Genomic DNA, 14,400 nt, shown 5'->3' with positions numbered 1-14,400 from the left:
AAGAAAGGGGGAAACCCCATGCGGAGACCAGATGACAGCTCCCGCGGGCGGGCAGCCCACGGAGGCAGCACCACCGCACCGCCACCGCCGGCCCCCGGCAGCCGTTCGCTGCGGGCGATGCTGCCCGAGAGCTACCGAGCAGGCGACTTCGCCGACCGCTTCATCGCAGGCTTTGACGACACTCTCGCCCCACTCATCGAGACCCTGGACTGCCTCGAGGCGTACTTCTGGCCGCGTACCGCACCCGTCGACTTCCTGACCTGGATGCTGCGGTGGACCGGCACGGACCTTCCTGACGCCATCGGCGCCACCGGGCGCGTGAACGCCGTGTCGCTGGGGCGTCGGCTGCACGGCCTGCGCGGGACGCGGGCAGGTCTCGAACTCCTTGCCCATGAGGTGCTGGACGCCACCGTGGACATCACCGAGTCCGGGGGTACAGTTCGCGGTCGGCAGCCTCAGGATTGTCCCGCGGCGCACGACGGTGCGGTGCATCCGTGGGCCGATGTGCGGATCGTGCTGTCTCCCGAGGCCGCCGCCCGTTGCGCGGGCCGTACTCAAGACATCGAAGCGCTGGTGGGCGAATGGCTCCCGGCCCATGTCGCCGGCCGGGTGAGTGTGTCCGTGGGGGCACCCTCTGCCCCCGCGGCGCCGGCCTCGCCCGAGGACGTGGTCTGAGTGACGAGCGGGTTCGGGGACGGCGGCGTGGGACACACGGGGCACGCCGCAAACGACTACGGCAGAGAACTGTGTGCCACCTGCGGGGCACCTGCCTACAGCGGAGAGATGTTCTGCGTGTCGTGCGGCGCCTATCTGGGATGGGACGACACGGGAACGCGCGCCGTGGTCCGCGAACAGCCGACGTCGTGGGGCACCGTTGGCGGTCCGGGGAATGCCGGCGGCCCCGAAGGAGCTCCGGGGCCCGCATCCGTGCAGCCGTCCTGGCAGCAGCAGGCAGCGCCGGTCCCGCCGTTGCCGTCGGCCCGTTCTACGCCCGCCGCCGAGGGCTTTGGCGGGGCCGGCCCGGTTGACGGGCAGGTAAACGGAATTGCCCCCGCTGTTGGCGATGCGGGCACAGGACCCGATGAGGCAGCAGCGCCTGGCCTCTTGCAGGGGCCGTACGTACCCGTGCCCTCCTACGAAGACACGGCCAGCCGCCACAGGACGTACGCACCGGTGCCGCGGGCGGTGCCCTGCCCCGCATGCGGAACGGACAACGACGCAACGCGTCACTACTGCTGCCCGTGCGGAGCCGAACTGCGCCCGGAACCGGAACCGCTGCAGCTCACCAGGTGGCAGAGGCTGCGCAAGCAGTGGGATGACCGCCCACGGCCCTGGCACATGGACCGCCGGTGGCTGCTCATCCCGGTCGTGCTGCCGTTCTGCTTCGCCCTCGGCATGACGGCCGGGCGCTCGGAGGAAGCGGTGCGCGCGGTGATTCCCGCCGTGCAGGACCGGTTCTCCCGCCAAGTCGCCGTGGCGCCGGGCACGGTCAAGGCGACCAGCGAGACGAACGGCTACCAGGCGAGCAAGTCGGTCGACGGCGTGGACAACCGGGCCTGGGCCCCGGCGCAACGGGGGCAGGGCGCGGTCGGGCAGTCCCTGACGGCCCAATTCCCCCGCCCGTTCCGCCTGACCGGGCTCGTCGTCATGAACGGAGCCTCCAAGCAACCCAAGCAGTACCTCGCCGTGGGGCGCCCCACCCGGATCACCGCAATCGCAGTCAAGGGCGACGGCACGTCCGTGCAGAGGAAGCTCAGACTGGCCGACCAGCCGGGTCCGCAGGACTTCAGGTGGGGCGTGGACGACATCGTCTCGGTACGGCTGCAGATCAGCAGGGTCCACGCCGGCCTGCAGCCCGGCACACCGGTCGCGCTGGGCGAAGTGCAGTTCTTCACCAGGCAGGACACATGACGCTCCGAGCCGAACTGGCCGCACCCGAGGGGCCCGTCGTCCCCGGCACCACGCTGAGCGCGGATCTCCACGTCTGGAACGAAGGCCGCATCGTGGACGCCTACGATCTGACCCTGCTCGCCCCGCGGGGCGAGTGGGGCGAGCGGAGGCTGGGGCAGCTGCCCGTCTACCCGGGTATGCACGAGAAGATCAAGATCCCGATCACCGTGCCCCGGAGCAGCGACCTGCGGCCGGGCCCTCTGGCGCTCGCGGTCCAGGTCGCCTCCGTGCTGGACCCGTCCCTCGTCGTCGTTCCCGAAGCCGAGATCGACATCGGTCCCTTCCGCGACGTGGAAGCGGAACTCTCCCGCCCGCAGACCGTCGGTAGATTCTCCGGCAGTAACCTCATCACCCTCCGCAACACCGGCAACGCCCCGGTCGCTGTGCGGCTCCGTACCTCGCCACAGGACGAGAAGGCACCGCTGCGCTCGCGGATGCGGCGTTCCCGCGTGGTGCTCGCGGTCGGCGAGAGAGCGCGCATCGGCGTGGTGCTACGGGCCGCGAGGCCCATTGCGGTCGGCAAGGACGAGAACTGGAACGTCAAGATCACAGCCGAGTGGGACGGCGAAGCGGTCCGCGAGAGGGTCTTCACACACCGGCGACGCCCGATCCTGACGACCGGTGGTCTGAGAGCGACCATGGTGCTGATGGCTGTTGTGGTCGCCGGTGCGGCCCTGTGGCTGTCCCCGATCGCGGGCGGTACCCGCGGGCCACGAACGCAGACAGCGGCGGGTCCCACGCAGCTGGAGCAGGTGAACTCCGCCGCGGCCAAGGCCCGGCAGCAACTGGCGCAGGAGAAGCAGAAGAACGAGCAAGACGAGAAGAACGAGAAAGCGGACGCGGCGCCGAAGAAGCGACAGCTTCAGCACCCACTCTTCGTCCAGACCACCGGCGGCAGCAAAGAGAGCGCGTACACGGTGGAGACGGGCTACCGGCTGCAGCTCACGACCGTGCAGATCACGGCCGCAGGCAACGGCACGCTCTTGCTGAGCGCCGACGGCAAACCACTGGGAAGCGTCTCCCTGAGCCAGGCCAAGGACATCACCCCCAAGATCCCCGTAACCGTGCCGCAGGGGCACACCGTACGGATCACGGTCCAGTGCGGCGACGGCACCAGCTCCCCGCCCACAGTCCTCCCTTCGCCGTCACCGTTGCCCGTGCCGACCGTAGGCGCCGCAACGTGCACGGCCACGGCACTCGTGACCGGTGAACTCATCCCGGACCAGAAGACCCCCTCCGAGGGCGACACGGCGAAGGAGAACGAGCGGTGAGCCTGGTCCAACAGGTCGACGAGACCCTTAGGGCTGAACTGATGCGCGGCCCGCTGAGGGGCACCAACATCCAGCTGTCGTTCGACACACCCGATGCGGACTGGGCCGCCCGGCGCTCCGGACCCTGCGTCAACCTCTTCCTGTACGGAGTCGAGGAGGACACCTCCCGAAGCCAGTCAGGCGGCGTCACCGTCCTCGACGAACAGGGCACCGTGATCGGCAACACCGGCCCCCCTCGCTACTTCCGCCTCACCTACCTGGTCAGCGTCTGGGCGCAATCGGCCCAGGACGAGCACGGCGTGCTCGGCACGCTCCTCGAATGGTGCGTCTGTACCGAGGAATTGGTGGCGCACGCACCCCCGGGTGGCAACGGCGGGAGCAGGCGGCTGTCACTTGGACTGCGCGAGGCCGGCGACACGCCGGAGACCACGGCCTCACGGCTGTGGCCGACCCTGGGGATCTCCGCCAGGCCCGCGCTCGATCTGGCGGTCACCGTTCCCGTCAGCAGACCCACGGAGGAGAGCGGACCGGCCCCGGCCAAGGGCATGCACCTGAGGGCGCGGCAGGTGGCGGGGAACGGCCCGGCCGGCGACGCCGGTGCTGCAACCGACGTAGGGGTCCCGCTGGGGGAACCGGGGGCCGGATCGCCCGTGCGCCGCCGCAACGTCGAGGAGATCGCATGAGTCCGCCCGACCAGAGCCGCCCCGGCGGCATGCAGGGCTCCAGCGACCTCCTCGGAAGCCGACTGGCCGTGGTCGAGGACCGGCTGCGGCTGCTCTACGCGCAGCGCACGGCCGACGACCATGGCGACGAACCAGGCGAAGGGTCCGACGAGCACCAGAAGAACCCCGCAGCCGGCGCAGACAGCTGGGACATCCGGCGGTATGGCGACGAAGACCCGCTGGTCCGCCTGTCGCAGGACTTCAATCTCAGCCCGGTGGACATCGACCTGCTCGCCTGCGCTCTGCTGCCCGAGCTCATTACTGTCTGCGGTGCCGCGTACCGGATGATGAGCGGTGCCCACTCCGCCCGCCCCACTGTCGCCCTGGCCCTGGACGTCCTGGGCATCCCGTTGGCCGAGGGCCTGGCGCGCGGGCTGCTCCGCGCGACCTCGCCCCTGCTGGCAGACGGCTTGATGGAGTACGAGAACCCCGACGCCACCTGGCCGGAACGCCTGCTGCGCGTACCGGACCGGGTCCTGACCCACCTCCTTGGAAACCGGGACAGCGCCGTGGCTGAGACCTGCGCCCCCCACCTCCAGGTAGTCAGCGCGGGAGCGGGCCCGGCGGACCCCCCTGCCCTCGCCGAGCTCCGGCCCTGCCTCGCGGACGATGCGAACGACGCCGCGCAGCCAAGGACCGTGTACCTACAGGAGGGCACCACCGGGCTGGCACTCTCCGCCGCCTGCGCGGCCCTGAGGGAAGTCGGCCAGATGCCGTTGGTGGTCAACCCTGAGGACCTGGAGCACGCCCCGGACGACTTCACGGACGCGGTGGTACGGGAGGCGCGGCTGCTGCGCGGAGCCGTCATCGTTCCGGTCTTCGTCGAACCGGACGGACGGGAGGCCACCGTGCTCCGCCGGCTGATCACAGGTCTGGCCCGGGCACCACTGACAACGGTGCTCTACGGAAACGGCACTTGGGACACCGAGGCCTGGGGCGTAACGCCGGCGGCCTTCCTCGACCTCACACGCATCTCGCCGAAACCGACGACGGAACAGGCACCCCGTCCTCCGGCAGGCGAACGGCTCTGCATGACAGCTGCCGCCGCCCTCGACCGCGCCCGGCGCCGCGCCGCAGTCCGCGCGCGCGTCCTCCCGCCCGAGGAAGCGCTGCAGATATCCCATGACTGCGCGCTGCGGGACCTCGGACGGCTGGCCCGACACGTCCGGCCGAGCGTCACATGGGACGACTTGGTGCTGCCCCCGCTGGTGCGTGAGCGACTGGAGGCACTGACCTTCCGGATCAGGCACCGGGCGCGGGTACTGGGTGAATGGCACCTGCGCCGCGGCGGCGGGCGAGGCTGGGGAGCGACCGCCCTGTTCGCGGGCGATTCCGGCACGGGCAAGACGATGGCAGCCGAGGTCGTCGCCGCCGAACTGGCCGTGGACCTCTACATCGTCAGCCTGCCGGCCGTGGTGTCGAAATACATCGGCGAGACCGAGAAGAACCTTGAAAAGATCTTCTCGGCCGCCGAATCGCTCAGCGGTGTCATCGTCTTCGACGAAGCCGACTCGATGTTCGCCAAGCGCGGCGCCGTACGCGACGCGAACGACCGCTACGCGAACATGCAGAGCGCCTATCTGCTCCAGCGCCTGGAGTCCTTCGACGGCCTCGCCGTCCTGACCACGAACCTCCGCTCCAATTTGGACAGCGCCTTCACACGCCGCTTCGACGAGGTCATCGAGTTCCAGAGCCCGGGAACGGACGTCCGGGCCCGGCTGTGGCGGAAGTTCCTCGGCCGGGAACGTGCGGACACCTGCGGCATCGACCACCTGGCGGCACGGTTCAACCTCGCCGGCGGCAGCATTCGGGCCGTCGTCGAGACCGCTGCTTTCGCCGCTGCCGCGCAGGACAGAGACCTGTCCATGAAGGACCTGCTCCAGGGCGTCGAAGTCGAATACCGCAAGCTGGGCCGACTCTTCAACGACCCCTGACCCCGGTCCCGTCCTTCTCGGTGCCACGCCGAGCATGACTTCACCAGAAAGGAGAAAGCAGATGCGCATGACACCGGTCGAAACCAGGACCGTCGCACGACCGAAGTCCACGACACCGCCCGTCCGGCAGACGTCCGAGATACCTGCCCGCCCGCCGGGCACGTCATCGCCACTTGATGTCGCAGAGTTGGGGCGCTGGAGCAGACGGGCCCCGTGCGGCGAGGCCTTGGACATGTTGAAGAGCACAGGGAACGACTGGGTGGCCGCCAAGAAGGCCTATGCCGGCCGGCCGGGAGGCCCCATGCAGAAGCTGATCGATTTCCGGAAGGCCTACGTCAATGAACTCCTCGACGCCATACTCGCGGGTTATCTAGGTGCCGAAAGGCGCGCCGTGGGAGGCACGAAAGAAACCTCGGATTACGACGTCACCCTGAAGGGCGGGCGCGGGACCTGGGCCGCCATGAAGGAGTTCAACACCGTCTTCCGCAGCGTCTGGGGGAAGGAGTCCGGAGTCGTCTTCGACACCAACGTCTATGTGGGGACGATCCCGAAGCCGGAGAGCAGCCAGGAGTCCTGGCGGGAACGCGCGCGCGCAACCCCGGAGTGGCAGTATGCCCAGGAGGCCGCGTCGCTGTCGAAGATCCGGCGGTTCATGGACACCCGGGAATGGAACCAGTACACAACCCAGGTCGCGGACGGAATAATGGGGCCGTCTCCGGCGGCCCAGCGTACGTCGGGAACCCGCTTTACGCAGGTCATGCGTGCCCGTGGAGCGTTCTCCGTAGCCGGTGCCATGTATGACGCCTACACCCGCAGCGTCGCCCGGATCCTCGCCTCGGAGGGGCACTCCCGCATGCACGCGCAGAGCGACGACGACTTCGTGCACTCCATGGAACACTGTGACGAGAACGCCGTGATGCGGGCGCGCAACATCCTTTACGCGATACACACACGGGGCGTCCAGGATGCCGAACGCCCCTACCTGGAACACGGAACGTCGCCGCAGAGCCAGGGCGCCTGGCGTTCCCCTGCAGGCATTAGCCAGCTGAACTCCCAGTCGCTGCTCTACGCGATGGAGGCGTACCACTCGGCGGGCGCTGTGTTCGATGTGGTGTACGGGCAGCAGGCAAAGGAGATCAGGGACTCGGATCTCATCCTGTCCGACTACGTCCAGTCCTTCAACGAACAGGTCGGGGACACATTGAAGGATCTCCGTCACTACGAGGAGGATCCCGGAAAGGCATTCTACCAGAGCGCCAAGTACGTACAGCGGATGACCCTCGCTGCGGGTCAGATACTGGAGCGGCGTAAGGTCACACTGGACCCCGAGGCGCATGCGCTGCTGGCCAGATTGAGCGAGTTGAGCGCCGAGAAAGGCATCCTCCTGCGGCTCCGAGGCGGCGAAGACGCCGAATTCGCCCGCATGTTGGACAAGGAGAAATCAGCCAAGGCAGTCGCATGCACCGAAGAAATCCTGGGTACCAGATCGCTCCGCGATTTCCGCCGGAGTCTGCTGCAGCTTGCCGCGGCGGTACACGTCCTGCACTACACGCAGGTGTAATGGCTCGCGGAAATCCGAAGCGCGGTGCGCAAGTCCCGTATGGAACCGCTCGGGGCAAGCGTCCTCATTGCTGTCGATGAAGGACATCCAGACCCAGCTTCCATGGTTCAAGTAAAACTCATTGACCTCGCCCACACTCTCTGTCCTGCAATGGGAGATGATCCGTGTTTGAGCCACAGAGGAATCATGTCGTTCCCCGTAGGACTCCGGCGAGGCCAAACCACGATGGCGCACCGGTGCATCCACCTGCGCCCGCTGTCGGCGCCAGTGTGCAAACGCAGAAAGCTCTCAAAGGGTGGGCGGGCAAGATCCAGGCAGACATCCGGCAGAGGCACCAACGCAAGCGTCTAGACGGGCTCAAGGAGGCGGTCAGGGTCACCGTCGAAAATACGAGTGGCAGCCTGCCGCCTGAAGCTCAAGTGACCGATACGGGCCTTACAGCCAACCACTGGGAGGCCGTGTACAAAGCGCTTCCGACGGGCTTGCAGAACCCTGACGCGGTAAAAACCCTGTGTAACGAACTCAATCCGGGGCGCCTCGCAGCGATAGGCCGCGGCTTTATCGGGAACGGGATCCTTCCCGTGTCGCAATTCGAGGGAACCAGCAAGCACTGGCGCTACTTGTGTAACATTAGCATTTCACTTACACCGACCGGCAATGCGCGGTTCAAGGGGACGACAAATGCAACGATGGACCACTCATGGCAGGACACGGGCAGTCTGGCGGACAGTCGAGCCAAAGTCACCGGCCCCACGTACACGGCGGGAGTGACCGCCGGCCACATGCCGGGTGCCACGGCGAATGCCGCGGTCGCGTACAAGAATGAAACAATAAAGAACGTCACCAGCACCAAGAGCTTCGGCGAGGTCAACCACATCACGTACTCGCCCGGTACGGCGAAGTACGAAACGGATGCGGAGCTGCGGATCACGATCAAGTACACCAAAAAGGCACGTCTGTGGTCCAAGTGGGCCCAGGGGCAGGCAGAGAAGGAGTTCATCCTGGATCAGCAAGGGCTGCGGAACCCTGATCGTACGGTCGACCCCATTGAGGGCTCCGGCAAGCTCTTCCGAGTTGCCGTCACCTATAACATGCCCGCGGATCACGTCACGGAACTGAGGAGTGCCGATGTGGGCACCGACCCCGACGATTTCTGGGTATGAGGGGTTGTGAAAGGTCGGTGTCGGCAGACGCACACTCGCCGTTACATTCCTGCTGAGGTGGCCTTGGGTAGCCGAGGGCCGCATCGGCCCGCACGCGCAATGTCTTTCTGGCGGGGCCGGGGCGCCTGGATCCCGGGCGGGCGTCGGCACTCTGGGCAGGGTTGCTCATGCACAGGCAAGCAGGGCGACGGCACATCAAGAAGCGTCCCTGGCCGTGCGGACGCCGGAGAAGATCTGTCGGCGGATGGGGTAGTCCCAGTTGCGGAACGTTCCCCGGCAGGCGACCGGCGCCACGGCGAAGGAGCCGCCGCGCAGCACCTTGTACTCGGAGCCGAAGAAGACCGCCGAGTACTCCTCGTACGGCCAGGCCCTGAAACCGGGGTACGGGCGGAAGTCGCTGGATGTCCACTCCCACACGTCACCGATCAACTGTCTTACTCCGTAAGGCGATTCACCGTTGGGATAACTGCCCACCCGGGCCGGCTGAAGATGGCGCTGGCCGAGGTTGGCGTGCTCGGCGGTGGGGGTCTCGTCGCCCCACGGGTAGCGCCGGGAGCGGCAGGTGGCGGGATCGTGCCGGGCGGCCTTCTCCCACTCGGCCTCGGTTGGCAGCCCAGCGCCCAGGGCTCGGTGTCCGTGCCCATGGTGAACGGCCCGGAGGGAATGAGGACTTCGGACGGCAAGCGATCAGTGGGGGCAGACGGCGGCGGTGCGCTGAGCGCAGCCGGGCCCTTGCGCAGCTGGTGGGTGATCAGCATGGTCTCGTCGTGCTGCTGCTCGTGTTGGGCGATCATGCCGTAGACGAAACCGGCCTCCAGCAGCGGCGTCCCCTCCAGGGGGCCGGCGTCGAGCAGCTCGAGTATCCGGCCGCGCACCTCGCGGGTGTAGATCCGGGCCTCCTTCGGCGGCAGCAGCGGCAGGCCGTGCCGCTCGGTGCGAGGGTGCCGGAAGGCGTCGTAGAGCGGGTCGATCTCGGGGTGCATGGGGTCCCGCCCGCCGACAGTGCGCAGCAGCCAGAGCTCCTCCTGGTTGCCGATGTGGGCCAGGTCCCAGACCAGCGGCGACATCAAGGGGGAGTGCTGCGCAATGAGGTCGTGTTCGTCCATGCAGTCGGTGAGCCTCGTGGTGCGCTCGCGGGCGGCCGACAGTTCAGTGGTGATCAGCTCGCGCAGCACGGCGGGGTCAGTGTGGTCGGTGTTCAGCACAGTGCGTTCTCCTCCGGCTCCTGCTCTTCACGCAGCGGGTGGAGCCCGGCCCCAAGGGCGTCCAGCTGGTCGTCGGCAGGGCAGCGGCCCCGCTCCGGGTAGCGTTCGGCGAACTCGGCAAGCCGAGCGGCCAGTTGGCCGTCGCCGTCGCGGCGGGCCAGCGCCCGCTCGGCGGCGGCGAAACGCGCGATCGCGGCGCGGCGCAGCCGTGGGTCGGCCGGACCGAGAAAGGCCGCTTGCAGCCAGAGGTCGTCGCCGGGCGCGCCGGTCTCGTCGCTCAGTGGCTCCAGCGCCTCAAACGCGGCATCGGCGGCCACCGGGTCATCCCATCAGCACGCTGACCAGCGCAAGCGGGACCATCCAGCCGTCGCCCGGCTGGGCGTCGATCATGCGCAGTTCCAGGTGGCCGCGCGGGCGAACCGGTGGGAAGAGTGTGGTGCGGTGGTAGTTGAGATCGGCCAGGGTCGCGGGCCGTTCGCCGGTGCGCAGCCAGTCGCGGAAGGTCATCCCGTCGGGCGCGGTCCAGGGCAGTCCGTCGGACCGGCGGACGCACAGCACTTTGGCAGAGCTGCGCTCTGGCGGCCGAAGACCAAGGCCGCGGCGACGACGCCGGCGATGGCCGTGAGGATGACGAACCGCCGTGCCGCTGGGTCGCCGCGGGCGGCGGCGTCGTAGCCGCGGTGGGAAATTCGGTGGGCCGGTTTGGTGGTGCAGCATGATGCGCTTCGTTTGCGGGGATTGCCGACGGGGAGGGTGCGACGGGTCAGGCCATGCCGCCGTTGACGAACAGCACCTGGCCGTTGACCCAGCGGGCGGGACCGGCCAGGAAGGCGACGCTCTCGGCGATGTCCTCCGGTTCGCCCAGACGGTGCAGGGGTGACATGCGGGCGATCTCGTCGAGCTGCTCCGGCGACTTGTCCTGCAGGAACAGAGGTGTGGCGGTCGCCCCCGGTGCAATGGCGTTGACCGTGATGTCACGGCCTTGCAACTCGCGAGCCAGGATGAGCGTCATCGCCTCGATCGCGCCCTTGGAAGCCGCGTAGCTCGCGTAGTTGGGCTGCTGCAGCCGGGTCACCGTAGTGGAGAACGTGATGAGTGCACCGCCGCGACGCAGCCTGAGCGCGGCCTGCCGACAGACCAGGAACGTGCCTCGCACGTTCGTGCGGTGCTGCAGGTCGAAGTCGGCGAGTGACGTCTCTGCCAGGGGCCCCCGCAGCTGGATCCCGGCGGTATGCGCGACCACGTCGACCCCGCCGAATGCCCGCTCAGCCCGCCTAAACAGCCTTTCGACCGCCGCCTCGTCGGCGATGTCCGCGCACACCGAGATGGCGATGCCGCCGGCGTTGGTGATCGCGCCGACGGTCTCCTCCGCTCGCCCCTTGTTGCCGGAGTAGTGCACCACCACGGCCATCCCATCCGCAGCCAGGCGCAGCGCGCTTGCGCGGCCGATTCCACCGGAGCCACCGGTGACAACGGCAACCCTGGGCGCTGCCGGGGCGTTTGCCGTTACAGCATTCGTAGTCATAGGCGTGGCCTTCCTTCAGTTGCGATCACTCCTGACGGAGGCAGCATGCGGCCTGGGCAGGAAAGCACGACACGGGGAAACTACGTAGCCGCTACGTAGTACCACCGGCCTCGCCGTTGCTCCACGGCACCGCCAGCGGACCTCGGCCCGCTGGTCACCCGGGCCGCACCACGGCTGGTCGCGCCCGGCATCGCACCGAAACCACGGGCCAGCCACTGACAACGTCGCTGACACCCCGAGCGCTTCGGCGGCGTCCTTCGCCCACCTGTGCGGCGCCGCCCGCAAGACGTCGCGCGACGCGCAATTCTCACGGAGATTCCGTGATCACCGGTGCCGTCCGGCGCGACATCCTTGTTCTCGTGGGCGCACCGCACGCCACTCGCCCGCCGTCCAAATTCCCCCCGACGGTGGGCGAGTGGCTGGTGTTGCCCGTTTGCCGTGGCGAGCGCCCTGTGACGTTGCTCGATAGCTGGCCCTGTTGATCGCTACTTGGCCACTGAGGTGACGCGAGCGGTCCCGCGCCAGCCATGACGCCGCACCCTTGCTCGGCACCACGCACGACGCCGTTCACCGCCTGCCCCGGCGCCGCCGGGCCTCCCCGCCCTGCCCCCACCCCGGCACCGCCCTCGTGCGGGAGTACCACCAACGAAAGCACCACCATGACCGCCACCTCGCCCCATCCCACCACACCCGTTATACCTGGCACGCCGGCCGGCCACGCCCGCTGGACCCACGCGGCCGCGTGGGCGCCGCCGATCGTCGGACTCGGTCTCGGAATGTGGGGGATCACGGGCCCCTCCGCGTGGACCGACGAAATCGTCACCATGGACGTGGCACGGCGGTCCGGGTCGCAGCTGGTTCAGCTGCTGGGGCACGCGGATGCGGTGCACGGCCTGCACTACGTACTGATGTACCTGGTCGGGCAGGCTGCCGGGGTCAGCGAGTTCACGATGCGGCTGCCCTCTGCGGTGGCGGTAGCCGTCGCGGCAGCCGGCCTCTCGTGGCTGGGGCGGCTGCTCGGCGGTCCGCGCCTCGGCCTGTACGCGGGGCTGCTGCTCGCCGTTCTGCCCACCGCGTCGCGCTACGCGCAGGAGGCCCGCTCGTTCGCCTTCGTCATGGCGGTGGCGGTGCTGGCCACGGGCGCCCTGGTGAAGGCCCTGTCCGGCAATGCCCGGTGGCAGGCCGGCTACGCCGTGCTGATCGCCCTGCTGGGCTGGTTCAACGTGATGGGACTGCTGCTGGTGGCCGCCCACGGCGTCACGGTGGCCCTGCTGCGTCCCTGCCGCCGCGTGGTCATGCGCCTGCTGCTGGCCCAGGCCGCAGGCATCGCCGCCGTCGTTCCGCTGCTGGTCCTCGGCTTCTCTCAGCGCTCCGCTGTGGGCGAGGCTCCACCGGTCACCGCGGGAACCCCGTACGGCTACTTCACCTGGCTGCTCACCCCCGGTCAGGACACCCTCCCCGGCGCCCTGAAACTCCTGCTCACCCTCACGGCCCTGGCCGCTGTCGCCCTCCTCATAGCCCGCCGTCACAAGGCCCCGCCCCTGGTCCTCGCCGTCGGCGTGCCCTGGCTGGCCGCGCCCCTGCTGCTCCTCCTGGCCGTCTCCCTCGGACAGCCCCTCTTTGCATACCGCTACCTGCTGTTCTGCCTGCCGGCCCTGGCGCTGCTGCTATCGGTGGCCGGCACCGTCGTCCCGCTGAGCCAGCAGCTGTTGCTCGGACTCCTGCTGGCTGTCCCGATTGCCGTCTCCCACCTCGCCGTCCGCCAGCAGGACAGCCGTTCCTGGGACACCACCGCGGTGATCACCACGCTGCAGAGCCGCGCCGCCCCCGGGGACGGAGTCCTCTTCAGCGGCGGCCGGTGCGGCCTGATCGCCTCCGCCTACCCGGAGGTTTTCGCCCAACTCCCCGACCTGGGCACGGACGAGACGGCCGCCGAGCGCGGCACCCTGGACAACCGGCCCGCCCACCGGGCCCTCCTGCACGGGCGTCTGGCCCGTGCGCCCCGCGTCTGGCACATCACCTGCTGGCACCTCTCCTCCGGCGCCCGCCAGGCCGGCGCCCGCAGGACGGCGTCCCAGGAACAGGCCCTCACCCGCGCCGGCCTGTCCCCGGCCTACCACCACAGCGCCCGCGGCCTGGACATCACCCTCTACCAACGCCGACCCCCCACTGGGCGGCCGCCGGTGGACCCGTCCACCGACCCCGGGACGGCAAGCCATGATGCGCAAGGATCACGAACACCCCCGTCCGCTCCCGTCAGAAGGGAGCGGGGACGATCGGCTTGAGCGAGGGCACCCCGAACTTGAGGACGGTGAAGGGACCGTTCATCCCGAGGTGGGCACCCAGGTCGAACGGAACAACTTGGATCTTCACGTGAGGATTTGACGCAGAGAGCATCGCCATGTGGGTGAGCTGGCCCTTCATCACCTCGGCGCTCCCCACTCGTCGCCGGAGAACTGCCTCGTTGATGATGGTTGTGAACTCCAGGGAGAGTTCCCGCGGTGAAGTACCTCTTGACGCGTCATGCGCACTGCGACCCGGCGGTCGATCTGTTCTGCCGGGAGGCCAGCATGCGCCCGCTCGAGCATCGCTCGAACGTGGGCTTCGGTCTGCAGGAGCCCTGGAACGTACTCGCTCTCGTAATTCTCCAGCTTCTCGGCGGTCTCTTCGAGTCCCAGATACGCCTTGAATCCAGGCGGGATGACGTCCCGAACATCCGAGGACTGCCACCAGTCCTTCTTCGTCTTGGTGACGGTCGCGTACCCAACCAGGATCCGCTGTTGCTCAGCTGAGGCCCCGTAGATCTGGCACAGGGCGAGCACGTCGGCAGGTTCAACGATCCCGTTGTCCGCCGTCTCCAGGCGCGTCAGCTTCGGCCCCGCCCAGGAGAGGATGCGACAAACCTCGGCCGCCTTCTTCCCTGAGCGGAACCGGAGTTGCCGTACATCGCTGCCCAGCTGGAGCCGACACAGAGCTGGCGTGGCAGCCTCAAACGCTGGCGTCGCCGACTCGACTGCCTCGATCATCCTCACACCCTCCTACGCATGCTCAATTGGAGGGTGCTGCGGA

Annotated in this window: 13 protein-coding genes and 1 pseudogene; 8 read left to right on the top strand and 6 right to left on the bottom strand. The window is 68.5% G+C overall.

The window, feature by feature from the left end; all coding sequences use genetic code 11:
- The first annotated feature begins 18 nt into the window (after nt 1-18).
- The 7 genes from OG905_RS09100 to OG905_RS09070 all read left to right on the top strand — a co-directional run bounded on the left by OG905_RS09100 (nt 19) and on the right by OG905_RS09070 (nt 8,601).
- Nucleotides 19-675: a hypothetical protein gene (locus tag OG905_RS09100; RefSeq protein WP_328667226.1), complete on the top strand. Its 657-nt coding sequence runs from the start codon at nt 19-21 to the stop codon at nt 673-675.
- A gap of 663 nt (nt 676-1,338) precedes the next feature.
- Nucleotides 1,339-1,911: an NADase-type glycan-binding domain-containing protein gene (locus tag OG905_RS09095; RefSeq protein WP_328667225.1), complete on the top strand. Its 573-nt coding sequence runs from the start codon at nt 1,339-1,341 to the stop codon at nt 1,909-1,911.
- Nucleotides 1,908-3,221: a COG1470 family protein gene (locus tag OG905_RS09090; protein ID WP_328667224.1), complete on the top strand. Its 1,314-nt coding sequence runs from the start codon at nt 1,908-1,910 to the stop codon at nt 3,219-3,221. The genes OG905_RS09095 and OG905_RS09090 overlap by 4 nt, the downstream gene beginning before the upstream one ends.
- Complete coding sequence (locus OG905_RS09085) at nt 3,218-3,904, top strand: DUF4255 domain-containing protein (RefSeq protein ID WP_328667223.1); 687 nt, start codon at nt 3,218-3,220, stop codon at nt 3,902-3,904. Before OG905_RS09090 ends, OG905_RS09085 begins: the two co-directional genes overlap by 4 nt.
- On the top strand, nt 3,901-5,877 hold the full coding sequence (locus tag OG905_RS09080) for an ATP-binding protein (protein ID WP_328667222.1): 1,977 nt from the start codon (nt 3,901-3,903) through the stop codon (nt 5,875-5,877). The genes OG905_RS09085 and OG905_RS09080 overlap by 4 nt, the downstream gene beginning before the upstream one ends.
- 259 nt (nt 5,878-6,136) lie before the next feature.
- The gene (locus OG905_RS09075; RefSeq protein WP_328667221.1) at nt 6,137-7,438 is read left to right on the top strand and encodes a hypothetical protein; all 1,302 of its coding nucleotides are present in this window, start codon (nt 6,137-6,139) and stop codon (nt 7,436-7,438) included.
- Between the two features lie 236 nt (nt 7,439-7,674).
- Nucleotides 7,675-8,601: a hypothetical protein gene (locus OG905_RS09070; RefSeq protein WP_328667220.1), complete on the top strand. Its 927-nt coding sequence runs from the start codon at nt 7,675-7,677 to the stop codon at nt 8,599-8,601.
- 195 nt (nt 8,602-8,796) lie between these two features.
- Here the strand turns inward: OG905_RS09070 and OG905_RS09065 are convergent.
- From OG905_RS09065 to OG905_RS09050, 4 genes and pseudogenes are all read right to left on the bottom strand, one after another.
- Nucleotides 8,797-9,749, bottom strand: a pseudogene (locus tag OG905_RS09065) (SUMF1/EgtB/PvdO family nonheme iron enzyme).
- A gap of 50 nt (nt 9,750-9,799) precedes the next feature.
- Entirely contained in the window at nt 9,800-10,123 is a 324-nt protein-coding gene (locus OG905_RS09060) for a hypothetical protein (protein WP_328667219.1), read from the bottom strand.
- 4 nt (nt 10,124-10,127) lie between these two features.
- A complete protein-coding gene (locus OG905_RS09055; RefSeq protein ID WP_328667218.1) occupies nt 10,128-10,364 on the bottom strand; it encodes a glutamate-cysteine ligase family protein in 237 nt (78 codons plus the stop codon).
- 205 nt (nt 10,365-10,569) lie between these two features.
- A complete protein-coding gene (locus OG905_RS09050; RefSeq protein ID WP_328667217.1) occupies nt 10,570-11,331 on the bottom strand; it encodes an SDR family oxidoreductase in 762 nt (253 codons plus the stop codon).
- Nucleotides 11,332-11,990: 659 nt separating this feature from the next.
- Here OG905_RS09050 and OG905_RS09045 point away from each other — a divergent pair.
- On the top strand, nt 11,991-13,616 hold the full coding sequence (locus tag OG905_RS09045) for a glycosyltransferase family 39 protein (protein WP_328667216.1): 1,626 nt from the start codon (nt 11,991-11,993) through the stop codon (nt 13,614-13,616).
- Here the strand turns inward: OG905_RS09045 and OG905_RS09040 are convergent.
- Both OG905_RS09040 and OG905_RS09035 read right to left on the bottom strand, forming a co-directional pair.
- A complete protein-coding gene (locus OG905_RS09040) occupies nt 13,588-13,800 on the bottom strand; it encodes a Scr1 family TA system antitoxin-like transcriptional regulator (RefSeq protein ID WP_328682132.1) in 213 nt (70 codons plus the stop codon). The genes OG905_RS09045 and OG905_RS09040 overlap by 29 nt on opposite strands.
- Nucleotides 13,755-14,357: a Scr1 family TA system antitoxin-like transcriptional regulator gene (locus tag OG905_RS09035; RefSeq protein WP_328667215.1), complete on the bottom strand. Its 603-nt coding sequence runs from the start codon at nt 14,355-14,357 to the stop codon at nt 13,755-13,757. Before OG905_RS09035 ends, OG905_RS09040 begins: the two co-directional genes overlap by 46 nt.
- Between the last annotated feature and the right edge of the window lie 43 nt (nt 14,358-14,400).

The organism is Streptomyces sp. NBC_00322, assembly GCF_036147535.1.
GTDB lineage: Bacteria > Actinomycetota > Actinomycetes > Streptomycetales > Streptomycetaceae > Streptomyces.
Note: the sequence above shows the minus strand (reverse complement) of the source record. Positions and strands in the feature narration are given on the sequence as shown.